The organism is Ruegeria sp. L11, from assembly GCF_056531755.1.
Genome location: NZ_JBQFMI010000004.1, coordinates 66,743 through 88,519 on the forward strand (window position 1 = coordinate 66,743; position 21,777 = coordinate 88,519).

At 58.8% G+C, this 21,777-nt stretch carries 19 protein-coding genes; 11 read left to right on the forward strand and 8 right to left on the reverse strand.

What is annotated here, in order from left to right; genetic code table 11:
- Positions 1-15 precede the first annotated feature (15 nt).
- Positions 16-711 (forward strand): ABC transporter ATP-binding protein, encoded by a 696-nt coding sequence (locus ACR0CE_RS10205; RefSeq protein WP_480506777.1) that lies wholly within the window; start codon positions 16-18, stop codon positions 709-711.
- Positions 708-3,236, forward strand: coding sequence for an ABC transporter permease (locus ACR0CE_RS10210; RefSeq protein WP_480832226.1), 2,529 nt, complete (start codon positions 708-710; stop codon positions 3,234-3,236). Before ACR0CE_RS10205 ends, ACR0CE_RS10210 begins: the two co-directional genes overlap by 4 nt.
- 2 nt (positions 3,237-3,238) lie before the next feature.
- Here the strand turns inward: ACR0CE_RS10210 and ACR0CE_RS10215 are convergent, their stop codons facing one another.
- The gene (locus ACR0CE_RS10215; protein ID WP_209598591.1) at positions 3,239-3,685 is read right to left on the reverse strand and encodes an RrF2 family transcriptional regulator; all 447 of its coding nucleotides are present in this window, start codon (positions 3,683-3,685) and stop codon (positions 3,239-3,241) included.
- A 93-nt stretch (positions 3,686-3,778) separates the two neighbouring features.
- Here ACR0CE_RS10215 and ACR0CE_RS10220 point away from each other — a divergent pair, with 93 nt between their 5' ends.
- The gene (locus tag ACR0CE_RS10220; RefSeq protein WP_480832228.1) at positions 3,779-4,348 is read left to right on the forward strand and encodes a gamma-glutamylcyclotransferase family protein; all 570 of its coding nucleotides are present in this window, start codon (positions 3,779-3,781) and stop codon (positions 4,346-4,348) included.
- 47 nt (positions 4,349-4,395) lie between these two features.
- On the opposite strand, the gene gltX is transcribed toward ACR0CE_RS10220, so the two are convergent.
- On the reverse strand, positions 4,396-5,721 hold the full coding sequence (gene gltX / locus ACR0CE_RS10225) for a glutamate--tRNA ligase (RefSeq protein WP_480832230.1): 1,326 nt from the start codon (positions 5,719-5,721) through the stop codon (positions 4,396-4,398).
- Between the two features lie 75 nt (positions 5,722-5,796).
- Entirely contained in the window at positions 5,797-6,231 is a 435-nt protein-coding gene (locus tag ACR0CE_RS10230) for a DUF1801 domain-containing protein (RefSeq protein ID WP_480832232.1), read from the reverse strand.
- A gap of 116 nt (positions 6,232-6,347) precedes the next feature.
- Here ACR0CE_RS10230 and ACR0CE_RS10235 point away from each other — a divergent pair, with 116 nt between their 5' ends.
- Positions 6,348-7,280 carry an MBL fold metallo-hydrolase gene (locus ACR0CE_RS10235; protein ID WP_480832234.1) on the forward strand — a complete coding sequence of 311 codons (933 nt, stop codon included), beginning with the start codon at positions 6,348-6,350 and terminating at the stop codon, positions 7,278-7,280.
- A gap of 4 nt (positions 7,281-7,284) precedes the next feature.
- Here the strand turns inward: ACR0CE_RS10235 and ACR0CE_RS10240 are convergent, their stop codons facing one another.
- The 3 genes from ACR0CE_RS10240 to ACR0CE_RS10250 all read right to left on the reverse strand — a co-directional run bounded on the left by ACR0CE_RS10240 (position 7,285) and on the right by ACR0CE_RS10250 (position 10,944).
- Complete coding sequence (locus tag ACR0CE_RS10240; RefSeq protein ID WP_480832236.1) at positions 7,285-8,616, reverse strand: NAD(P)/FAD-dependent oxidoreductase; 1,332 nt, start codon at positions 8,614-8,616, stop codon at positions 7,285-7,287.
- 136 nt (positions 8,617-8,752) lie between these two features.
- On the reverse strand, positions 8,753-8,977 hold the full coding sequence (locus ACR0CE_RS10245; protein WP_245220582.1) for a hypothetical protein: 225 nt from the start codon (positions 8,975-8,977) through the stop codon (positions 8,753-8,755).
- Positions 8,978-9,285: 308 nt separating this feature from the next.
- Complete coding sequence (locus tag ACR0CE_RS10250; RefSeq protein ID WP_480832238.1) at positions 9,286-10,944, reverse strand: NAD+ synthase; 1,659 nt, start codon at positions 10,942-10,944, stop codon at positions 9,286-9,288.
- A 153-nt stretch (positions 10,945-11,097) separates the two neighbouring features.
- On the opposite strand from ACR0CE_RS10250, the gene ACR0CE_RS10255 reads away from it, so the two are divergent.
- Positions 11,098-12,579 (forward strand): MORN repeat-containing protein, encoded by a 1,482-nt coding sequence (locus ACR0CE_RS10255; protein WP_480832240.1) that lies wholly within the window; start codon positions 11,098-11,100, stop codon positions 12,577-12,579.
- A 4-nt stretch (positions 12,580-12,583) separates the two neighbouring features.
- Here ACR0CE_RS10255 and ACR0CE_RS10260 read toward each other — a convergent pair whose 3' ends face one another.
- The gene (locus tag ACR0CE_RS10260) at positions 12,584-13,249 is read right to left on the reverse strand and encodes an SDR family NAD(P)-dependent oxidoreductase (RefSeq protein ID WP_480832242.1); all 666 of its coding nucleotides are present in this window, start codon (positions 13,247-13,249) and stop codon (positions 12,584-12,586) included.
- A 290-nt stretch (positions 13,250-13,539) separates the two neighbouring features.
- On the opposite strand from ACR0CE_RS10260, the gene ACR0CE_RS10265 reads away from it, so the two are divergent.
- On the forward strand, positions 13,540-15,108 hold the full coding sequence (locus tag ACR0CE_RS10265) for a 2-isopropylmalate synthase (RefSeq protein ID WP_480832244.1): 1,569 nt from the start codon (positions 13,540-13,542) through the stop codon (positions 15,106-15,108).
- A gap of 105 nt (positions 15,109-15,213) precedes the next feature.
- On the opposite strand, the gene ACR0CE_RS10270 is transcribed toward ACR0CE_RS10265, so the two are convergent.
- On the reverse strand, positions 15,214-15,999 hold the full coding sequence (locus ACR0CE_RS10270) for a 23S rRNA (adenine(2030)-N(6))-methyltransferase RlmJ (protein WP_480486707.1): 786 nt from the start codon (positions 15,997-15,999) through the stop codon (positions 15,214-15,216).
- 155 nt (positions 16,000-16,154) lie between these two features.
- On the opposite strand from ACR0CE_RS10270, the gene ACR0CE_RS10275 reads away from it, so the two are divergent.
- The 5 genes from ACR0CE_RS10275 to rodA are packed head-to-tail and all read left to right on the forward strand — an operon-like array spanning position 16,155 to position 21,773.
- On the forward strand, positions 16,155-17,201 hold the full coding sequence (locus ACR0CE_RS10275; protein ID WP_039523195.1) for a rod shape-determining protein: 1,047 nt from the start codon (positions 16,155-16,157) through the stop codon (positions 17,199-17,201).
- A gap of 58 nt (positions 17,202-17,259) precedes the next feature.
- Positions 17,260-18,162, forward strand: coding sequence for a rod shape-determining protein MreC (mreC, locus tag ACR0CE_RS10280; protein WP_209506411.1), 903 nt, complete (start codon positions 17,260-17,262; stop codon positions 18,160-18,162).
- Complete coding sequence (locus tag ACR0CE_RS10285; protein WP_480832246.1) at positions 18,155-18,691, forward strand: rod shape-determining protein MreD; 537 nt, start codon at positions 18,155-18,157, stop codon at positions 18,689-18,691. Before mreC ends, ACR0CE_RS10285 begins: the two co-directional genes overlap by 8 nt.
- Positions 18,688-20,637 carry a penicillin-binding protein 2 gene (mrdA, locus tag ACR0CE_RS10290; RefSeq protein ID WP_480486706.1) on the forward strand — a complete coding sequence of 650 codons (1,950 nt, stop codon included), beginning with the start codon at positions 18,688-18,690 and terminating at the stop codon, positions 20,635-20,637. The genes ACR0CE_RS10285 and mrdA overlap by 4 nt, the downstream gene beginning before the upstream one ends.
- A complete protein-coding gene (gene rodA, locus ACR0CE_RS10295; RefSeq protein ID WP_480832248.1) occupies positions 20,634-21,773 on the forward strand; it encodes a rod shape-determining protein RodA in 1,140 nt (379 codons plus the stop codon). The genes mrdA and rodA overlap by 4 nt, the downstream gene beginning before the upstream one ends.
- Positions 21,774-21,777 lie beyond the last annotated feature (4 nt).

Here is a 21,777-nt window from a genome sequence, read left to right on the forward strand (position 1 = left end):
TTATCGGGAAGACCCATGACGCCTGCTGTTCTCGCTCTTCAGAATGCCGCTTTATCGCTGGATGGCAATGCCGGGCGGGTCGATATTTTGCATGACATTACGTTGACCGTGAACAGGGGGGAAACGCTGGGGCTGATCGGGCCATCGGGGTCGGGAAAATCGTCGCTGTTGATGCTGATGGGTGGGTTGGAACAGGCAACAAGCGGTCAAATCTTGGCCTTGGATCAGAATTTGACAAGCATGGACGAGGACGCCCTGGCGCGGTTTCGGCGCGACAACATGGGCGTGGTGTTTCAGAATTTCCACCTGATCCCAACGATGACCGCGTTGGAAAACGTGGCGACACCGCTGGAACTGGCAGGGCACAAAGATGCGTTTCACCGGGCCGAAACTGAACTGAATGCCGTGGGGTTATCGCATCGCCGCGATCATTACCCAGCACAGTTGTCGGGTGGCGAGCAGCAACGAGTTGCCCTGGCGCGCGCATCGGCACCACGCCCCAAGATCTTGCTGGCGGATGAACCGACCGGGAATCTGGACGAAACAAACGGTGCCGCGATTGTCGATCTGCTGTTCGGGCTTCGGCGCAAATATGATGCGACGCTGGTTCTTGTAACGCACAGCCGTTCGCTGGCTGAACGATGTGACCGTGTGATCCGGCTGCGCGACGGCAGGATTGCCGACGAGACCCGGCAGGAGGCCGCAGAATGAGCCTTCGGCTCGCCGCGCGGCTGGCCCGTCGAGAGCTGCGCGGGGGCCTGCGCGGGTTTCGCATCTTTCTGGCTTGTCTGGCCTTGGGCGTCGCAGCCATCGCAGCCGTCGGATCGGTGCGTCATGCGATTCAGACCGGGCTGACCCGCGAAGGGGCATCACTGTTGGGCGGCGATGCCGAGCTTGAGTTCACTTATCGTTTTGCCACTGAGGCCGAGCGCCTCTGGATGCAACAGGCATCCGAGCAGGTGTCCGAGATTGTCGATTTCCGCTCGATGGCGGTTGTACCCCGCGACACCGGGCCGGAACGTGCGCTGACCCAGGTCAAATCTGTGGATAAGGCTTACCCGCTGGTCGGATCGGTCAAACTTGAGCCGGACATCACGCTGAGCGACGCCCTGAACGGCAGGGCCGGATTACCCGGTGCCGTTATGGAACCTGTTCTGATCGACCGGCTTGGTTTGTCGGTCGGTGATCACTTCGCGCTAGGCACGCAAGAGTTCATTCTGATGGCCGAACTTCGGAATGAACCCGACAGCGCCGCGGCTGGTTTTGCCTTGGGGCCACGTACAATGGTGCGTACCGAAGCGTTGCAGGCATCTGGCCTGCTGGAACCCGGAACGCTTTTTTCGACCAGGTACCGGCTGACCTTGCCCCAAAACGCGAACCTGTCGGAGGTGTCCGCACGTGCCAGCGCCGCGCTTGAGGGCACGGGGATGCGCTGGAGCGATGCACGCAACGGCGCGCCGGGCATATCGGAATTCGTCAACCGCCTGAGTGCCTTTCTGGTCCTTGTCGGTTTGTCAGGGCTTGCCGTCGGTGGCATCGGTGTGTCCGCCGCCGTGCGGGCCTATCTGAGCCAGAAAACGGAAACCATTGCGACGTTGCGGACATTGGGGGCGGATCGCGCTACCATTTTTCAAACTTACCTGATTCAAATCGGAGTGCTGTCCCTGACCGGCATTGTAATTGGGCTGGTGCTGGGCGGGGTGGCTCCGCTTTTGCTGGCGCCGCTGCTGGAATACCGGTTGCCGGTTCCGGCGGTGTTCTCGCTCTATCCGCGACCGCTGATCGAGGCCGCACTTTATGGCTTGCTGACAGCATTTCTGTTCACGCTCTGGCCGCTGGCCAGAACCGAAGATGTGCGCGCCGCAACCCTGTTTCGCGATGCGCTGAGCGCAGCGCGTCCCATCCCACGCGCGGTTTACGTCGTGGCGACCGGGATTGGATTGGCGTCCCTGATCACGATTGCGTCCTGGTTCAGCGGATCAACTCGCCTTACCCTGTGGACCAGTGGCGGACTAGCGGGCGCACTGATCCTGCTGGCGTTCGCAGCCTATGCCATTCGCAAACTGGCACGGGCCGGAACACCTTTGGCGCGGGGCCGCCCTGCCCTGCGATGGGCCTTGTCCGCCATCTCTGATCCGCGTGAAGGCGCGGGGTCGGTGGTTTTGTCACTTGGTCTGGGTTTGTCAGTGCTGGCAGCGGTTGGGCAGATCGACGGCACGCTGCGCAATGCGATCTCCGGCAATCTGCCTGATGTCGCGCCCTCATACTTCTTTGTCGATATTCAAAAAGACCAGATGCCGGGTTTTACCGAACGGCTGCAAACCGATCCTGCTGTCAGCCGCATTGAAAGCGCACCAATGCTGCGAGGGATCATCACTCAGATAAACGGCCGCCCCGCGCGCGAGGCAGCCGGAGATCATTGGGTACTGGAGGGAGATCGCGGCGTCACCTATTCAGCCCGACCCCCGGCAAATGCACGGGTGACAGCGGGGGAATGGTGGGCCGAGGATTATTCTGGCGCACCACAGATCAGCTTTGCAGCCGAAGAAGCCGAAGAGATGGGTCTGAAACTCGGCGATCAGATAACTGTCAACATCCTGGGGCGGGATATCACCGCAGAGCTGACCTCAACCCGAGAGGTGGATTTTTCCACAGCGGGTATGGGTTTTGTCATGTCGATGAACCCGTCGGCGCTGGCGGGCGCACCACATAGCTTTATTGCGACGGTATATGCAGAAGAACAGGCCGAGGCCGCTATTCTGCGAGATCTTGCGGGCCAGTTCCCCAACATCACGGCCATCCGTGTGCGCGACGCCATTGACCGTGTTTCGGGCCTATTGGCAGGGATCGCCGCTGCTACCTCGTATGGCGCGGGCGTGTCTTTGTTGACCGGATTTCTGGTTCTGATCGGTGCGGCAGCCGCCGGTGAACCCGCTCGCAGATACGAGGCGGCAATCCTCAAGACGCTGGGGGCTGACCGTGGCCGCATCCTGCGCAGTTTTGGACTGCGCTCGGTCCTGCTGGGTGCCGCGGCGGGTTGCGTCGCCTTGCTGGTTGGCATCCTGGGCGGCTGGGCTGTGGCCACCTATATCTTCGACACAGGTTTTACCGTGATCTGGTCTTCGGCCATTGGCATTGTTCTGGCCGGTGTCGGCGTCACGCTCTGCGCAGGATTTGCCTTCGCACTGCGCCCTCTCTCTGCCCGGCCAGCCCGAATTTTGCGGGCCAGCGACTAAGATCAGCGTATGCAGGCCACGGGCTGCAACAGCTTCAGCAACGGGTCGTTGTCACAAACCAGCGCATCCAACGACACTTCGTCCAGAGATGCATAAAAAACTTCCGCCGCATCCTGCAACGCCAGCCGCAGCCTACAGGCATCGGTCAAAGGACAGGTGTTATCCGCATCCGCAAAACACTCGGCGATGGGCAAGGCCCCTTCTACGTGCCTGAACACCGCGCCGATCCGGATTTGGCTTGCTGGACGTGCCAACGACATACCGCCGTTGCGGCCGCGCTGAGTGCTCAGGTAATTCAACTGGCTTAACTGGTTGATCACCTGAGCCAGATGGTTTTCCGAGATGTTGCAGACTTCGGCGATCTCGGCTTTGGTGACCAGCCGGTCCGGGTGTGCGGCGCAATACATCAACAGGCGCACAGCGATATTCGTCCGTTTGGTAATCCGCATGAGGGCCTCCCTGAATAAAAGATGAAGCCTTATTGCATGTCGCGGAAAAAAGCGGTTTGACATACATCAATCGACCCAAAGGACACCTCTCGCATGGCCGACCCCTATTTCTTTGGCTATGGAAGCCTTGTGAACCTCGCCACACATGATTTCCCCGACCCCCGCCCGGCAAAGCTGAAGGGTTGGAAACGCGCATGGCGTCATACCGATCTGCGCCCGGTCGCGTTCCTGACAGCTGTCCCGGACCCCGAGTCTGAGATCGAAGGCATGATCGCGCATGTCCCCAAGAACGACTGGGCTGCGCTGGATGAACGGGAATGGGCCTATGACCGAATTCCGGCAACCCGGTCGGTTTCACATCCGCTGAAACATGAAGTTGAAATAGCTGTCTACGCCGTCCCGCAGGGTCGGCACAACGAGCCCAGCAACCGCCATCCCTTGCTGCTCAGCTATATCGACGTTGTCGTGCAAGGCTATCTGCGGGCATTTGGAGAGGACGGGGCAGACCGGTTCTTTGCAACAACCAGCGGCTGGGATGCCCCGATCCTGAATGACCGGGCCGAGCCCCGTTACCCGCGACATCAACAACTGAAACCAGCCGAACGTGACTTCGTTGATGATCGACTGATCAGATTGTCGGCCCGAATTGAACAGCCGGCATAAAAAGGGTCGCGCCTGCGCACGACCCTTTTTGCTGGAATAGTAGCGGTTTACCCGCGCGCGCGGATCACCTGCAACAGTGGCAGCAACGCAGCCATTTCCGGGCCACGCTCTGCACCGGTCAACGCCTTGCGCAGCGGCATGAACAGACCTTTCCCCTTGCGGCCTGTTGCCTCTTTCACGGCATTGGTCCAGGCCCCCCAGGTGTCGCCATCAAACGGGCCTTCGGGCAGCAGCGACATGGCTTCAGCGATGAATTCGCGATCTTCATCCGCAACCAACGGCTCGGCACCATCGCGGCACAGATCCCACCACCCTTTGAGGTCGGCCAAAGTGGTGATGTTTTCCCGCGCCATGGCCCAGAACGGCTCGGCCAACTCAGCAGGCACCCCGGCATCCGCGACAGCATCGGCCACATTCGCCAGCGGCAGAGATTGCAGGTATTTGGCGGTCAGCGGGAACAGGTCCTGCACGTCGAACTTGGTCGGCGCGGCACCAAACCGGCTCACGTCAAAGCCGTCGATCAACTCGGCCATATCCGAGCGCAGCTCGACCGGATCGGACGAACCCAGACGCGCCATCTGGCTCAGCAGTGCCATCGGCTGCACACCCTGTTCACGCAGATCGCGCAGGGCCAGCGTACCAAGGCGTTTCGACAGTGCTTCGCCCTGCGGGCCGGTCAGCAGCGAGTGATGCGCAAAGCGCGGGCAATCCCCACCCAGTGCCTTGATGATCTGAATCTGGGTCGCAGTGTTTGTCACGTGGTCCGAGCCGCGCACGACATCAGTCACGCCCATTTCGGTGTCGTCCACCACCGACGCAATCGTATAAAGAACCTGTCCATCACCACGGATCAGCACCGGATCAGAGACCGAGGCCGCATCGATCGAAATGTCGCCCAGAATTCCGTCGGTCCACTCGATCCGTTCGTGATCCAGCTTGAAACGCCAGACACCGTTGCCACGTTCCGCGCGCAAGGCATCCTTCTCGGCATCCGACAGGTTCAGCGCGGCGCGGTCATAAACCGGCGGCTTGCCCATGTTCAGCTGTTTCTTGCGCTTCAGGTCCAGCTCGGTCGGCGTCTCAAACGCTTCATAGAACCGCCCCATCGCGCGCAACTTGTCAGCCGCTTCGGCGTAGCGGTCCAAACGCTCGGATTGACGCTCAACACGATCCCAGTGCAACCCCAGCCATTCAAGATCCTGTTTGATGGCATCGACATATTCCTCTTTCGAGCGTTCGGGGTCGGTGTCATCGATGCGCAGGATGAACGTACCACCCGCCCTGCGGGCGATCAGATAGTTCATCAGGGCGGTGCGCAGGTTGCCCACATGGATATAACCGGTGGGCGACGGGGCGAAACGGGTGGTTGTCATGGGTGTCTCCTGTTGGCGCGGCTCTTGTCACATGGGCGCGTTTTTGTCCAGCCGCCGCTTGATCCCTCAGGTGATTCAACGCGGTTCCACGGGCCATATCCTGCCAAGGTCGTCCAACCCGGCGCGGATGAGTTCCGACAGAACCTGCATGTCGATATCCACCAGCTTGTTCACATACAGGCAGGACTTTCCCAGCTTGTGCTTGCCCAACCGGGCCAGAATGCCGCTAAAATCCGCGTAACCCGGCATGATATAAATCACCAGCGCCGACTTGCGCGGGGAAAATCCGGTTGCCAGAAATTCGCCCTCTCGGCCCGAGGCGTAGCGATAGTGATAACGGCCATACCCTATCATCGACGGACCCCATATGACCGGATCAAACCCGGTGGTGGCCCGAAACAGTTCATCCAGAGCGCGCGCCTCCTCGGCCCGACGTTCTGATTGGACCGAATTAAGGAAATCTTCTACACTTTGATCCGTTGGAACGGTTTTGTTCTGCGATCGCGACATGAACAAAAATTAACACGTATTGTTCATCCATGCACCCTACGTGGATGTCGTAACATCTGGTCAGAATCTCACACCGTTCTAGTTTTTCTAGAGGTGTTCTGACAGGGAGAACGATAATGACGATCAAACTTACGCGCCGTGCCGCCTTGGGAACTGCTGCCGCCTTGCCGTTTGCCACGGCAGCAGCGCCGGTTTTGGCCGCAGGCTCTGACGCCAAGGCCAACTCGACCATCGCCAAAACCTTCAAGGTCGGCGACTTAACAGTCACGACCTTGCTGGATGGCAGCCTGCCGCGCGACGGCGCCAAGGATATCTTTGGCGGCGGAGCGTCTGATGAAGACTTTGCAAAGGTTTCGGCTGAGAACTTTATTCCCGCCGACACCGCCCAGTTCTTTTTTACCCCCTCACTGGTCAACACCGGATCGGAACTGGTGTTGTTCGACACCGGTCTGGGGCAGGGTGGCATTCAGGCCGCTTTGGCCGATGCAGGTGTCAGCCCGGATCAGATCGACGTTGTCGTGCTGACCCATATGCATCCAGACCATATTGGCGGCATGACAACGGATGGCGCACCAACCTTTGCCAACGCACGCTATGTGACCTCGGCAACGGAATACGATTTCTGGTCCGCGCAAGAGGCCGGAAACAATGTCGGTGATCTTGTAGCCGCAAAAGTCACACCGCTGGCCGAGAAGATGAGCTTTATCGGTGATGGAGAGCAAGTGGCGTCGGGCATAACTGCGGTTGCGGCCCACGGCCATACTCCGGGCCATACGGTCTATCATCTGGAAAGCAACGGACAGCGCCTTCTGCTGACAGCGGATTTGGCCAACCATTACGTGTGGTCCTTTGTCCATCCGGAATGGGAGGTTCGATTTGACATGGACAAGGCCGCCGCAACAGCCGCGCGCCGTAATGTTCTTGGCATGCTGGCAGCCGACAAGGTGCCGATGGTCGGCTATCACATGCCCTTCCCTGCCGCGGGCTTTGTCGAGACACGGGGCGAGGGCTTCCGCTTTGTTCCGGTCAGCTATCAGATGATGGGCTAAGCCCCTAGTAACCCGGATCCGGTCGCACCTTTGAGCCGTCGGTGAACCGAGACAGGCGGAACGCGGTCGGATCCACACAAGGGGTTGAATCAGTGACAAGGTCAGCCATCAGGCGGCCGGCGCCGGGCCCGATGCCAAAGCCGTGGCCGGAAAAGCCCGTGGCGATATACATACCCGGCATGTCATCCACGCCCGAGATTACGGGAATGGCGTCGGGGGTAACATCAATCATACCCGCCCAACTTTGGACGATTTCACTGTCCTGCAAGGCAGGGAACCCTTTTCGTGCACTGGCCCAGGCTTGTCGCAAAAACTTCTGCGAAGGTTCAGGATCCAAAACCCGGCACAGCTCGAACGGGGTCACGTCGGTCGGCAACCATTTTCTGTTCTGACGGGCCTCGATAGCCCACTGTTTTGACCAGCGAAAACGCAGGGATTTCCATTCCTGCGCAAAGGCAAAACGAAACTGCAACCCCAGCCGGAAACTGTCTGGCACGATATCGACCGTGTTCTGATGTCCCGACGCGATGGTGTGCCCGCCATCTGCGCGCTTTCGGATCGCAAAATCATCCGACCATAGCGCAGTTTCGGGCCCATCTTTCACCGGAGAGGTCCGCAGAACTGTGTTCAGAACCTTAAGCTGCGGCAGGTTGATACCTGCATTACCCGCAAACAGACGCGACCACGCACCCCCCGCCAAAACCACGCGCCCGCAGGCGACCTTGCCGCGTTCGGTGAATACACCAGCAATACGCCCATCCTGAATGTCCACACTTCGCACAGCGCAGCCTGTCATGATCACAGCACCTAGACGACGTGCGGCTTCGGCAATGGCCGGGGCGGCCCATTGCGGTTCAGCACGCCCGTCCTGCGGCATGTACAGAGCAGATGTCAGGCCGGTTTCGTGCCCGTGCAACAACTCTGCCAACTCGCGTCCCGACACCATTTTTGCCCCGGTCTGCAATCCTTCCACATGGCACATCCAACGCTTCAGGTTGACTTCTCCCCGCTTGCCGGACGCGCCGAAAAGAATGCCGGATTGCGCATAGCCGGTATTGCCATCCAGGCGGGCATCAAGGGTCTGCCAGATCCGCAACGCCTCTTGCATCAGGGGAATTTCGCGGGGGTCACGCATGCCCAAACGCACCCACCCCCAATTGCGCGAGCTTTGTTCAGCTGCAATCTGCCCCTTTTCGCACAAAAGGACGGAAGCGCCGCGTTCAGCCAGTTCCAGCGCGGTTGAAACGCCGATTATGCCGCCGCCAACAACGACAACATCAACAGATTTGGGAAGGGCAAGATCGGATTCTACGGGGTTCGGTTTTGGTGCCGTCATAAATACGCAATACTCTGTCGCCTGAACCCGTATGGGGACCAAGACCCAGAAGTTTGGCAACACGAATTGTCACAACGTCGGCACTATTTTTACGCCTGTGGCCCAGACGCCAATGGCAACGAAAATCCTCAGCACATCACGCTGCGCCGGACAGTTCCGCCCATTTCTGACGCAGCTTCGCGGTCAATCCGGTGTCTTTTTGCACGGTCTGCGCGGTTACGTCCTTCTGCGGCAACAAGCTTGGAAACTCAGCCCGAAGCGACGCCGCTGCCTGTTCGTCGGACAGCCGCTGTTCATTCAGGACACCGGCAATCGCCGCTTCCAGCTTTTCCTCATCCAGCTCCTGCGGCGGAGATTCCATCGTCCGCCGTTTCAAAAGAGCATGATGCGATCCTTGATATTCCTCATACATGTCAAAACCAAACCATTTACTCAGACATCCAACCCCGGATGCGTCACACTTCATCAAAATCAACTCGCGACTTTGAGAATTGCGTCGCACCCGCCCCACATCGGGCAATTTTCAAGCTAAAATGTGGCAGAAAGTTGGCGTCACAACAAGTCAGAGTCCGGTTTTAGCGCCTGTGGCGGGCCCATAACGAGAAATCGGAAAACAATCAAAGGGAGGGAAACTTTACTGTTTCCAAGTCAGCGCACGAATTGCGGCAATCAGGTGCGATCGCGCCAGCGATTCACAATTGGATACCGCCGATCCAGCCAGAACGCGCGGTTGCTCAGGCGCGTGCCGGGGGCGGACTGAAACCGTTTATACTCGCTGATATAGACCAGATGTTCGACCCGCTGTGCATCTGCTTCGTTGTACCCGGCGGCGACACAGTCTGCGATCGATCCGTCCTGATCGACCAGGATCTCAAGTATTCCGTCCAGAACCGGGTAATCCGGCAGGCTATCGCTGTCTTTCTGATCTTCGCGCAGTTCCGCACTGGGCGGTTTGTCGATGACAGACGGACGGATCACTTCGCCTGCAGGGCCCATCATCCAGTCTCGGTGATTGGCATTGCGCCAGCGGCAGGTTTCGAACACACGGGTCTTGTACAAATCCTTGATCGGATTATAGCCGCCGTTCATGTCGCCATAGATCGTGGCATAGCCCACGGCGACCTCGGATTTGTTGCCGGTGGTCAACAGCATTTCGCCGAACTTGTTCGAGATCGCCATCAACAGCAACCCGCGCAGGCGGGATTGAATGTTTTCTTCGGTCAACCCTTCATCCAGCCCTGTAAACAACGGGGCCAAAGTACTGGTGACGGCTGCGCGACTGTCCGAGATCGGCACGTGGTCATAATGCACGCCCAGCGCTTTGGCGACCGCCTCGGCATCGTCAAGCGAGGTCTGGCTGGTGTATTCCGACGGCAGCATCACGCAGCGGACATTTTCGGCCCCGATGGCATCGACTGCAATGGTCGCAACCAGCGCAGAATCGACCCCACCGGACAAGCCCAGCAGCGCCTTTTTGAAACCGGTTTTTCCCATATAGTCGCGAAGGGACTGCACCATCGCGCGATAATCCTGCTCCCACTCATCCGGTTGGGGCACGATTTCGCCTGATGCGATCCGCCAGCCGTCTTCGCCGCGCTCAAGATCGACTTGCGAGAGCAGTTCGTCAAAAACCGGCATTCGGAACGCCAATTCCCCGCCCGGGTTCAGGCCAAAACTGGCACCATCAAAAACCTGATCATCCTGCCCGCCCACCATATTCAGGTAGATCAGCGGCAGGCCCGTTTCGACCACGCGCGCGACCATGTGGTTCAGTCGCACATCGTATTTATCCCGGAAATAGGGCGACCCGTTGGGGATCAACAAAAACTCGGCCCCGGTTTCCTCCAACGTTTCTGCCACGTCAGGGTGCCAGCTGTCTTCGCAGATCGGGCTGCCAATCCGGAAATTTCCTACCGAATACGGCCCACCCAGTGGTCCCGCATCGTAAAGGCGCACTTCGTCGAACACCGTCTCATTCGGCAAGTGGTGCTTCAGAACCTTGCTGGTGATCCGGCCACCCTTCAGGATCAGGTAGGCGTTGTACAGCTTTCCATCATCGACCCAGGGGCCACCTATGGCAATTGCAGGACCTTCGGCGCATTTTGCCGCCAGCGCTTCAACCGCAGACATGGCTGCGCGGTGGAATACCGGTTTGAGAACCAGATCCTGCGTGTTGTAGCCGGTGATGAACATCTCGGGGAAGGCCACCAGATTCGCGCCCGCTGCTTTGCCTTGTTCCCATGCCGCAACGGCCTTTGCCGCGTTGCCTTCGATATCGCCAACGGTCGGGTTCAGTTGCGCCAGAGTGATGCGGAAACGGTCGGCCATGCTGCCCTCTTGCCTCGTAAGTCCTATTGCCATTTAGCAGATCACCGCGCGAGTAAAAGACCAATGCGGCAAAAGCCGTTGCTCTGCCTGCAACGGTACCTTAGTTTTGCACAAGAGATATCACCAGCGACGACCGGGCAGACAGGACCAGAAATGAACGTGATCCGAAACTCAATTTTGGCGGCGGGGATGAGTCTGGCGGCGGCCACTGCTTTCGCGCAGGACGGGACTGTCATCGTCAAGGATGATGAAGTTGGCGGTGTCTATGAGGGCACTTATGAGAACGGGTTGCGGCACGGGACAGGAACGTATCGGCTGCCGAACGGATTTGAATACACCGGGCAATGGGTAGAAGGCGAAATTCAGGGTCAGGGTACGACACACTACCCCGACGGGTCAGTCTACGAAGGCATGTTCGCCAAAGGTCAGCCCGAAGGGCGCGGCAAGATCATCTATGCCAATGGCAGCAGCTACGAGGGCGATTGGTCCAACGGGTCAATCAACGGCACCGGCATCGCTGAATTCGCGAACGGCACGCGCTATGAGGGTAAATTCAGGAACGCCCAGCGACATGGCAAGGGCGTGCTGAGTTTTCCCGACGGATACATCTATGATGGCGACTGGGTCGACGGCGAGCGGCAGGGCAAGGCCAGGATCACCTATGCCGATGGCAGCGTTTACGAGGGCGACGTCAGCGCAGGCATGCGCGATGGCACCGGCACGCAGACGATGCCAGACGGGATGGTGTATTCAGGGGATTGGTCCGGGGACCAGATCACCGGGATGGGTAACCTGACCTACTCCAACGGTGACGTATACGAAGGCGAGCTTCTAGAAGGGCGCCGCCACGGCAAGGGCAAAGTGACCCACGCCCAAGGGGATGTGTACGAAGGCGATTTTGTCGACGACCGTCGCCACGGCAAAGGAACGTTCACCGGAACGGACGGCTTTGTGTATACCGGCGACTGGAACGCCGGGCAGATTGAAGGTCTTGGCGAAGTGACCTATCCGGATGGCTCTGTCTATGTCGGCGATTTTGTTGCCGATCTGGCCGAAGGAAACGGCAGCATCACCTATCCGGACGGATCGACCTATGAAGGCGAATGGATCGCGGGTGTTATCGAGGGTCAGGGCACGGCCACCTATCCCAATGGTATGATCTACAAAGGCCAATTCAAAAACGCGCAAAGCCACGGCAAGGGTGTCGTTACGCGCGCAGATGGCTCGGTATATGACGGCGACTGGGTTGAAGGCGTGCGTCAGGGCAAAGGCAAGGCGACCTATTCCGATGGCACGGTCTACACCGGCGATTTCCTGAACGGAAAACGGCACGGCAAAGGGGAAATCGCAACCCCTGCCGGGTTCAAGTATACGGGCGACTGGTCGGACGGAAAAATCAACGGCGTGGGTACCGCGACCTACTCGAACGGGGATGTGTATGAGGGCAGCTTTGTCGACAACAAACGGCAGGGCAGTGGGACGATGCGCTATGCCAATGGCCAGGAGGAAAGCGGTGTCTGGGAAAACGGCGTGTTGCCAGATCAGACCTCGGACCAGCAGAGCGACGCTGACACCCCTGCCCCGCAACCCAACCCTGATGCAAATACTGAGGCAACCGGAACCTCGGACGGGTGAAGGCTCACCACGGGACCGGCTTACCGGCCCAATCATAGAACCCACCGGTATCAGCCAGCGTTAACCCGCGTATCACGTTCAACAGGTTGTCGGCGGCTGCTTCAGGTTCGACGGCAGGATGACGACCCAGGTATTTGTTCGTGAACTCTGTTTTTACCGTGCCGGGGTGAAGGGCGACGCAAATTGCTTGTTTATGTGTTCGGGCCAATTCAATTGCGGCGGTATGGACGACCTGATTGACCGCTGCCTTAGCCACACGGTAGCTGATCCAACCACCTGTCCGATTATCCCCGATTGATCCCACCCGCGCCGAAAGCACCGCGAATACAGATCGTCTATGTCGCGGCAACAGCTGATACGCGCGGCTTAGCACCAATGCCGGACCAACGGCATTCAACGCAAACTGATCCATCATGGCTTTGGCTGAAATCGCCCGAATGGTCTTTTCCGGCAAAGCGCCGTCTATCTCTAACGCGCCCGAAGCCACCAGAATCAGATCAAACTGGTCTGGCAGGCTTTCAAGCATCAGCATCGTCCTGTCCCGATCAGTCAGGTCAAAGCCGTCCTCCGACCGGGACAAACGCGTGACCGAAACGCCCTGCTCAACCAGCCGTCCGGTAACAGCTGCGCCAATTCCGCCAGAAGCACCAATTGTCAATGCAGTTTCCATTCGTGATCAGCTAGCGGAGCAGTGCAAACAATCAAGGCGGTCGAAACAAGGGCAGTTGCCAGAAGTTCGCGTATTGCAAATTGGTTCTTTTCATTCCCGGCGGGCTCTGTATAACCTCAATCCCATGATCAACCGCGCAGATATCCCTTGTGTCGACACCGCCCTTCGCGGTGCGTCGCTGCGTGGCCTACTGATCCTAATCCGCCTCTGAGCGTGCCATCCGGCGCGCCCGCTCAGAGGAGGACGCCAGCGCGCCATAGGCTTTAGGACAGAAGAAGAAAGAGAACCCCATGACCAACGTGACCGACCAAGACCGCGTCTTGATCTTCGATACCACTTTGCGCGACGGCGAGCAGAGCCCCGGCGCCACCATGACCCATGACGAAAAGCTCGAAATCGCCGAGCTGCTGGACGACATGGGCGTCGATATTATCGAGGCCGGTTTCCCCATCGCGTCCGAAGGCGATTTCAAGGCTGTGACCGAAATTGCACAGCGGTCGAAAAACAGCCGCATCTGCGGTCTGGCCCGTGCAAATTTTGCCGATATCGACCGCTGCTGGGAGGCGGTAAAACACGCCGAGAAGAACCGCATTCACACATTCATCGGCACTTCGCCGCTGCACCGCGCCATCCCGAACCTGACCATGGACGAGATGGCCGACAAGATCCACGAAACGGTCAGCCATGCGCGCAACCTGTGCGAAAACGTGCAGTGGTCCCCGATGGACGCGACGCGAACCGAATGGGATTACCTGTGCCGGGTGATCGAGATCGCAATTAAGGCCGGGGCAACCACGATCAACATCCCGGATACGGTGGGCTATACCGCTCCGGTGGAAAGCGCGGACCTGATCAAGCGTCTGATCGAAACGGTGCCGGGGGCGGATGACGTGGTCTTTGCCACCCATTGCCACAATGACCTTGGCATGGCGACCGCGAACTCGCTGGCCGCTGTGGCAGGTGGTGCCCGTCAGATTGAATGCACCATCAACGGCCTGGGCGAACGCGCTGGCAATACGGCGTTGGAAGAAGTGGTCATGGCACTGCGCACGCGCAACGATATCATGCCGTGGCACACTGGCATCGACACCACTAAGATCATGCACATCTCGCGTCGGGTTGCGACGGTCTCGGGCTTTCCGGTGCAGTTCAATAAGGCAATTGTCGGCAAGAACGCTTTTGCCCATGAAAGTGGCATCCATCAGGACGGGATGCTGAAAAACCGCGAAAACTTTGAAATCATGCGTCCTGAGGACATTGGTCTTTCGGGAACATCCTTGCCGCTTGGCAAACATTCGGGCCGCGCAGCCTTGCGCGACAAGCTCGAAACGCTGGGGTTTGAGGTGGGCGACAACCAGCTCAAGGATATCTTTGTCCGGTTCAAGGATCTGGCAGATCGCAAGAAAGAGGTGTTCGACGACGATCTCATTGCACTGATGACGCTGGACGAGGCTGACGACCACCTGCAACTGGTTTCGATGAAGGTGACTTGCGGCACGGGTGGTCAGGCGGAATCGACGGTCGAGCTGGAGGTTGAAGGCGTGGACAAAACCGCCACTGAACATGGCGACGGCCCGGTGGATGCGACCTTTAAGGCGATCCGTGCGATTTATCCCAACACGGCACGCCTTCAGCTTTATCAGGTTCATGCCGTAACCGAGGGCACGGACGCACAGGCGACGGTTTCCGTGCGCCTGGAAGAGGATGGAATGATCGCAACCGGCCAGTCGGCAAACACCGACACCGTCGTGGCGTCAGCTAAGGCTTATATCCACGCTCTCAACCGCCTGATTGTGCGCCGTGAAAAAGCTGGACCAGGCGCGGATGCGCGCGAGATCAGCTATAAAGACCTGACGTGATTGCATAAATCATCCGGGCAACCGCAAGTTTGGTTGCCCGGAAAATCCAACACGACCCACGGTGATGGATTGGGTGCTTTATCCCGACCAGCGTCTCGTCTGCTGCTAAAGCTGCGCGAAAAGCTTGGAAAGGCGGTTCATTTCGTCGCCGATACAGAACGGCGCGTTCACAACAAACATACCTGACCCAATCATCCGGTGCCCCTCACGCGCAGGCGGGAATGTCACTTCGTGGCAAATTGCTTTGGGGTAGTTTCGCGATTTGAGAGCCGCAGTCATCCCAGCATGTCGATTGTCCGTCAGGATCGGGTACCAAAGGGCAATCACGCCCACATTCCACTTGCGGTGCAGCTTGGCGATAATGCCGGGCAAGCGGTCATAATCGGCTTTCACCTCGTAACTGGGGTCAATCAGCATCATGCCCCGGCGCGGAGCTGGAGGCAGCAAGGACTGCGCCAGATCGAACCCATCCTGCTGATAGACTTTCGCCCCAAACGGCGACATCGCCAACGACAGGGCCGCAAATTCCTGTGGGTGCAGTTCCGCGAGGTGCAAACTGTCCTGTTCCCGCAACATAGTCGCAGCAATCATCGGCGATCCTGGATAGGCCATGTCGCCGTACCGGGCCTCTACCTGCTTCAGGACCTGCGCCATCGGGTGGTCGGGCCCGAACCACCCTTCCCGCTGTGCGCGACCGATCCCTGCCTCTGCCTCTCCTGTCCGAATGGATTCGTCTGCATCCAACCGATACAACCCACGCCCGGAATGCGTTTCGATATAGCTGAGCGGCTTGTCCTTGCGTGTCAGATAATCCAGCACCCACGCCAGTAAAGCGTGCTTTTGGACATCCGCCAGATTCCCGGCGTGGTAAATGTGTTGATAAGAGAGCATTTTGCCTTCTAAAGTCCCATTCAATAAGGCGGAAAGGTGCTGATTGTCGCGGAATCAGCCCTTTTACCGGGCGTGATGGCACCCTATAAGTCATCCGTCCCGGAACCGTCGAGTCGCGGGCAGTAGAAAACCGACATTACAGGATCAGGGAAAACATGGGGATCTTTGGCAATCTGGGCGGCCTGTTCACAGCGGACATGGCTATCGACCTTGGAACAGCAAACACGCTGGTTTACGTCAAGGGGCGCGGTGTCATCCTGTCTGAACCTTCGGTTGTGGCCTACCACGTCAAGGACGGTGTGAAGAAAGTTCTGGCAGTTGGCGAAGATGCCAAGCTGATGCTGGGTCGGACGCCCGGTTCGATCGAAGCCATCCGCCCCATGCGCGAAGGTGTGATCGCGGATTTTGATACTGCCGAAGAAATGATCAAGCACTTCATCCGCAAGGTGCACAAACGCTCGACCTTCTCGAAACCCAAGATCATTGTCTGCGTTCCTCATGGCGCAACCCCGGTCGAAAAACGTGCAATTCGGCAGTCGGTCCTGTCAGCAGGTGCCCGTCGCGCGGGCCTGATTGCCGAACCGATTGCGGCCGCAATCGGGGCCGGCATGCCGATCACCGACCCGACCGGCAACATGGTTGTTGATATTGGCGGGGGCACTACCGAGGTTGCTGTTCTGTCGTTGGGAGACATTGTCTATGCCCGTTCGGTCCGCGTTGGTGGTGACCGGATGGACGAGGCCATCATTTCCTACCTGCGTCGCCAGCAGAACCTGCTGGTAGGTGAATCCACGGCTGAACGCATCAAGACAACCATTGGTACCGCCCGCATGCCCGACGACGGGCGCGGTCAGTCGATGCATATCCGGGGGCGTGATCTGTTGAACGGCGTGCCCAAGGAAATCGAGATCAGCCAGGCCCAGGTGGCCGAAGCGCTGTCAGAGCCCGTGCAACAGATCTGCGAGGCGGTTATGACCGCGCTTGAGACAACGCCCCCCGATTTGGCTGCGGACATTGTCGACCGTGGTGTGATGCTGACCGGCGGCGGCGCGCTGCTTGGCGATCTGGACCTGGCCCTACGCGAACAGACCGGCCTGGCGGTATCCATTGCGGACGAAAGCCTGAATTGTGTGGCTTTGGGCACCGGCAAAGCACTGGAATATGAAAAACAGCTGCGCCACGCGATTGACTACGAAAGCTAAGGCGCGCACCCTCGGAAGATAGGGTTATATCGGCGCGAGCAGCACGGGAAGGTAACCTGTGGCAAAAGACCGATCACAGCGCGATGAGTACACGACCCCCCTGCGACGTTTGTTGCTGGGGATTGTTGTGCTGTGCCTGCTTGGTATCTTCCTTCTGTGGCGCATCGACAGCCCGCGCGTTGAACGGTTCCGCGCGCGGATCGTGGATACGGTTGTACCGTCGATGGAATGGGCCATGGTCCCCGTGACTGCCGCCGTCAATCTGGTGCGTGACTTCCAAAGCTATCAGCGCCTGAGCGAGCAGAACCGGGAACTGCGTAGCGAACTGCGCCTGATGCGCGCCTGGAAAGAGGCTGCTTTGCAGCTTGAACAGGAAAACGCGCGACTGCTGGATTTGAACAATGTCCGCCTTGACCCGCGTCTGACTTATATCACCGGCGTTGTCATGGCCGACAGCGGGTCGCCATTCCGGCAATCCGTTCTGCTGAATGTCGGAGAGCGTGACGGGATCGTGGATGGATGGGCCACGATGGACGGCATTGGCCTGGTCGGCAGGATATCAGGTGTTGGCCCTGACACGGCACGCGTGATCCTTGTGACGGATGCCACCAGCGCGATTCCCGCAACCATTCAACCTTCTGGCCAGACCGCGCTGATCAAAGGCGACAACAACCCCGCGCCCGCGGTGGAGTTTCTTGAAAACCGCGAGCTGGTTCGCCCCGGGGACCGTGTGATCACTTCGGGTGATGGTGGCGTGTTTCCTGCGGGCCTGTTGATCGGTCAAATCGCGGCAGATCCCGGGGGGCGCCTGCGGGTCCGCCTGTCGGCAGATTTCGAAAGGCTCGAATTTCTCAGGGTTCTGCGGTTTCACTCGGCTCCGCCCATTCAGGATCCGGGCAGTATAGTCGGGCCCACCCGCCCAGAGGCGGCGCTGACCCCGGATGAGGTCAGCGATGGATAGACCGGCCTCGCAAATCTGGGCCATGCGCAGCCTTTATGCCTTGCTGGCATTTGCTGTACTGTTTCTGCATCTGTTGCCGTTGGACGCTCAACCCGATCGCTGGCCTTTTCCCGACGTCCTGATTGCCCTGACTTTTGCCTGGGTGCTGCGGCGGCCCGATTACGTCCCGACTGTATTGGTTGCGCTTGTCATGCTGATGGCCGACTTTCTACTGCAACGTCCACCGGGCCTTTTGGCCGCGCTGACCGTAGTCGGGTCGGCCTATTTGCGGTCAGCGGCGTTGGGTATGAGGGATGCGGGATTTGCCGGAGAATGGATGTCTGTCGGCATTGTGATCACGGCGGTCATTTTGATGAACAGGGTCGTACTATCGGTGATGTCCGTGCAACAGGCCGCATTGGGGCCGGTCGTGATTCAGCTTGTGCTGACGGTCGCTGTCTACCCGTTGGTCGTGATGCTTAGCCAAAGCGCGTTGGGGGTTCGCCGCATATCCGCTGCTGATGTCAGCGCTGTGGGAAGCCGGGCATGAAACAGCGTAAACCCAAGTCCCAGGGCCTTGCCTATAAGCGCCTGCCACGCAGAGCGCTGTTGCTGGGTGGCCTACAGGCGGTGTTCATAGGCGGTTTGGCCGCACGAATGCGGTTCATGCAGGTCGAACAGGCCGACGAATACCGCCTGTTGGCCGAAGAAAATCGTATCAACATCCGGCTTATCCCGCCGACCCGTGGGCGTATCTATGACCGGAACGGCCAGATCATCGGCCAGAACTCACCTTCCTATCGCATCGTCATCGTTCGTGAAGACGCCGATGACGTGGAAAAAGTCATCGCCAAACTGTCGGAACTGATCCCTCTGAACGAAGATGAGATCGAGCGCGCCAGGACTGAAATGCGCCGCTCGGCGCCGTTTCTGCCGGTGACGCTGGCGGATCAGGTCACATGGGAGGATATCTCGAAGGTTGCGGTCAATGCTCCGGCGCTGCCGGGCGTAACGCCCGAGGTCGGCCTGACACGGCAATACCCACGATACGAGGATTTCGCACATATCGTGGGCTATGTCGGCCCGGTCAGCGACTATGACCTCAGCAAGATAGAAGACCCTGAGCCGGTATTGCGCATTCCAAGGTTCCAGATTGGAAAGGTTGGCCTTGAGGCCAAGCAGGAAATCGAACTGCGCGGCAAGGCCGGTGCAAAGCGGGTCGAGGTCAACGCGACGGGCCGCGTCATGCGCGAGCTTGACCGGCAGGAAGGACAACCCGGCGCAGACCTGCAACTGTCCATCGACGCTGATCTGCAACAATATGCACAGGCGCGACTGGCGGGTGAAAGTGCGGCCGCAGTTGTCATAGACTGCGAAACCGGTGACTTGCGTGCGGTCGCCTCTGCACCCAGTTTCGATCCGAACCTTTTTGTTCGTGGCATTTCGGTCGCAGATTACCGGGCACTGACAGAGGACAAGTACCGACCGCTGGCGAATAAATCCGTGCAAGGCACATATCCTCCGGGATCGACCTTTAAGATGGTCACCGCGCTGGCCGCGTTGGAAGCTGGCGTAGTTTCCCCCGGCAATACCGTGTACTGCCCCGGACACCTGAAGGTCGGCAGCCGTCGTTTCCATTGCTGGAAGCGTGGCGGGCACGGGACGGTCGACCTAAACCTTTCGCTGAAACGCAGCTGCGATGTCTATTACTATGACGTGGCTCTGCGGGTTGGCATCGACAAGATCTCTGACATGGCCCGCACATTGGGACTGGGGGTCAAGCATGACATCCCGATGTCGGCGGTGGCAGATGGGCTGGCTCCCAATCAGGAATGGAAGCGGCGCACGCACGGTCAGGAGTGGCTTGTGGGCGATACGGCCAACGCGTCCATCGGTCAGGGCTTCATGCTGGCTTCGCCGTTGCAACTGGCTGTAATGGCAGCCCGCATCGCCACCGGTCGCGCAGTCACGCCGCGCCTGGTACGCTCGATCGACGGTGTTGAACAACCCTCGGGCGCCGGAGAACCACTGGGCCTTAATTCTTACAATCTGGAACAGGTCCGCAAGGCCATGTTCTCGGTCTCGAATGACAGGCGGGGAACGGCATATCGAAGCCGCATCATCGCGGATGAGTTCCGGATGGCAGGGAAAACCGGAACCAGCCAGGTTCGAAACATCACCAAAGCAGAACGGGCCGCAGGCGTGATCCGAAACGAGGACTTGCCGTGGGAGCGTCGCGACCACGCGCTGTTCGTTTGCTTTGCACCGTATGACAACCCAAAATACGCCGTGGCCGTGGTTGTTGAGCATGGCGGCGGCGGGTCCACAGCCGCAGCCCCGGTTGCACGCGACATCATGCTGCAAGCTCTTTATGACGGCACACCGCCGCTTGAAGCCTACCCCGTCGCCGACCGCGAACGCATCAAGGAACAGCAAAAACGGCTGGAGGGTGACAAGCGCCCCAAGGCGCGACCGGATGGAAAGGACCGTGCATGAGCTATCTTGAATATGCCGTCAAATCCACGCCGTCGGGGTTTCGCAAGTTCCTGTATATGAACTGGCCGCTGACGTTGCTGCTGATCAGCACCGCCAGCGCGGGCTTTCTGATGCTGTATTCTGTTGCGGGCGGTTCGTGGACGCCCTGGGCCGAGCCGCAAATGGAACGTTTCGGGCTTGGCCTGACAGTGATGTTCATCATCGCACTGGTTCCGATCTGGTTCTGGCGCAACATGTCGGTGCTGGCCTATCTCGGCTCGGTGGCTTTGCTGGTATTTGTTGAACTGTTCGGCACCATCGGCATGGGTGCGCAGCGCTGGATCGACCTTGGGTTTATGCGCCTGCAACCCTCAGAGGTCATGAAAGTCACGCTGGTCATGTTGCTTGCATCTTATTACGACTGGCTTCCCTCGCACAAAACGTCTCGTCCGCTTTGGGTTCTTATCCCGGTTGTCCTGATCATCCTGCCTACCTTGCTGGTTCTGAAACAGCCCGATCTTGGCACATCCATCCTGCTTCTGGCCGCAGGAGGTGGGTTGATGTTTCTGGCAGGGGTTCACTGGGCCTATTTTGCCGCCGTTATTGCTGCTGTCGTGGGCCTGATCGCCGCTGTGTTCAACAGCCGTGGGACCGACTGGCAATTATTGAAGGACTATCAGTTTCGGCGCATCGACACCTTTCTGGACCCGTCCACCGACCCATTGGGGGCCGGATACCACATTACCCAGTCCAAGATTGCCTTGGGGTCCGGGGGATGGAACGGGCGTGGTTTCATGCAAGGCACGCAGTCCCGCCTGAACTTCCTGCCCGAGAAGCATACCGATTTCATTTTCACGACGTTGGCCGAAGAGTTCGGGTTTGTCGGGGGAACGACCCTGTTGACCCTTTATGCCTTGATTCTGGTTTTCTGCATGGTCACGGCCCTGGCAACCAAGGACCGGTTTTCATCTCTGGTCACGCTGGGTATCGCGTTGAACTTCTTCCTGTTTTTCGCCGTCAACATGTCGATGGTAATGGGTATGGCCCCTGTCGTGGGTGTACCACTGCCAATGGTCAGCTATGGTGGCTCGGCCATGCTGGTTCTGATGGCAGCCTTTGGCATCGTCCAAAGCGCCCATATTCACCGCCCCCGTTGATCTG

Bases quoted from the DNA above. Each gene is read 5' to 3' on its own strand.
- ACR0CE_RS10205 (WP_480506777.1), top strand. From the start codon at position 16: ATGACGCCTGCTGTTCTCGCTCTTCAGAATGCCGCTTTATCGCTGGAT.
- ACR0CE_RS10210 (WP_480832226.1), top strand. From the start codon at position 708: ATGAGCCTTCGGCTCGCCGCGCGGCTGGCCCGTCGAGAGCTGCGCGGG.
- ACR0CE_RS10215 (WP_209598591.1), bottom strand. From the start codon at position 3,685: ATGCGGATTACCAAACGGACGAATATCGCTGTGCGCCTGTTGATGTAT.
- ACR0CE_RS10220 (WP_480832228.1), top strand. From the start codon at position 3,779: ATGGCCGACCCCTATTTCTTTGGCTATGGAAGCCTTGTGAACCTCGCC.
- gltX (WP_480832230.1), bottom strand. From the start codon at position 5,721: ATGACAACCACCCGTTTCGCCCCGTCGCCCACCGGTTATATCCATGTG.
- ACR0CE_RS10230 (WP_480832232.1), bottom strand. From the start codon at position 6,231: ATGTCGCGATCGCAGAACAAAACCGTTCCAACGGATCAAAGTGTAGAA.
- ACR0CE_RS10235 (WP_480832234.1), top strand. From the start codon at position 6,348: ATGACGATCAAACTTACGCGCCGTGCCGCCTTGGGAACTGCTGCCGCC.
- ACR0CE_RS10240 (WP_480832236.1), bottom strand. From the start codon at position 8,616: ATGACGGCACCAAAACCGAACCCCGTAGAATCCGATCTTGCCCTTCCC.
- ACR0CE_RS10245 (WP_245220582.1), bottom strand. From the start codon at position 8,977: ATGGAATCTCCGCCGCAGGAGCTGGATGAGGAAAAGCTGGAAGCGGCG.
- ACR0CE_RS10250 (WP_480832238.1), bottom strand. From the start codon at position 10,944: ATGGCCGACCGTTTCCGCATCACTCTGGCGCAACTGAACCCGACCGTT.
- ACR0CE_RS10255 (WP_480832240.1), top strand. From the start codon at position 11,098: ATGAACGTGATCCGAAACTCAATTTTGGCGGCGGGGATGAGTCTGGCG.
- ACR0CE_RS10260 (WP_480832242.1), bottom strand. From the start codon at position 13,249: ATGGAAACTGCATTGACAATTGGTGCTTCTGGCGGAATTGGCGCAGCT.
- ACR0CE_RS10265 (WP_480832244.1), top strand. From the start codon at position 13,540: ATGACCAACGTGACCGACCAAGACCGCGTCTTGATCTTCGATACCACT.
- ACR0CE_RS10270 (WP_480486707.1), bottom strand. From the start codon at position 15,999: ATGCTCTCTTATCAACACATTTACCACGCCGGGAATCTGGCGGATGTC.
- ACR0CE_RS10275 (WP_039523195.1), top strand. From the start codon at position 16,155: ATGGGGATCTTTGGCAATCTGGGCGGCCTGTTCACAGCGGACATGGCT.
- ACR0CE_RS10285 (WP_480832246.1), top strand. From the start codon at position 18,155: ATGGATAGACCGGCCTCGCAAATCTGGGCCATGCGCAGCCTTTATGCC.
- mrdA (WP_480486706.1), top strand. From the start codon at position 18,688: ATGAAACAGCGTAAACCCAAGTCCCAGGGCCTTGCCTATAAGCGCCTG.
- rodA (WP_480832248.1), top strand. From the start codon at position 20,634: ATGAGCTATCTTGAATATGCCGTCAAATCCACGCCGTCGGGGTTTCGC.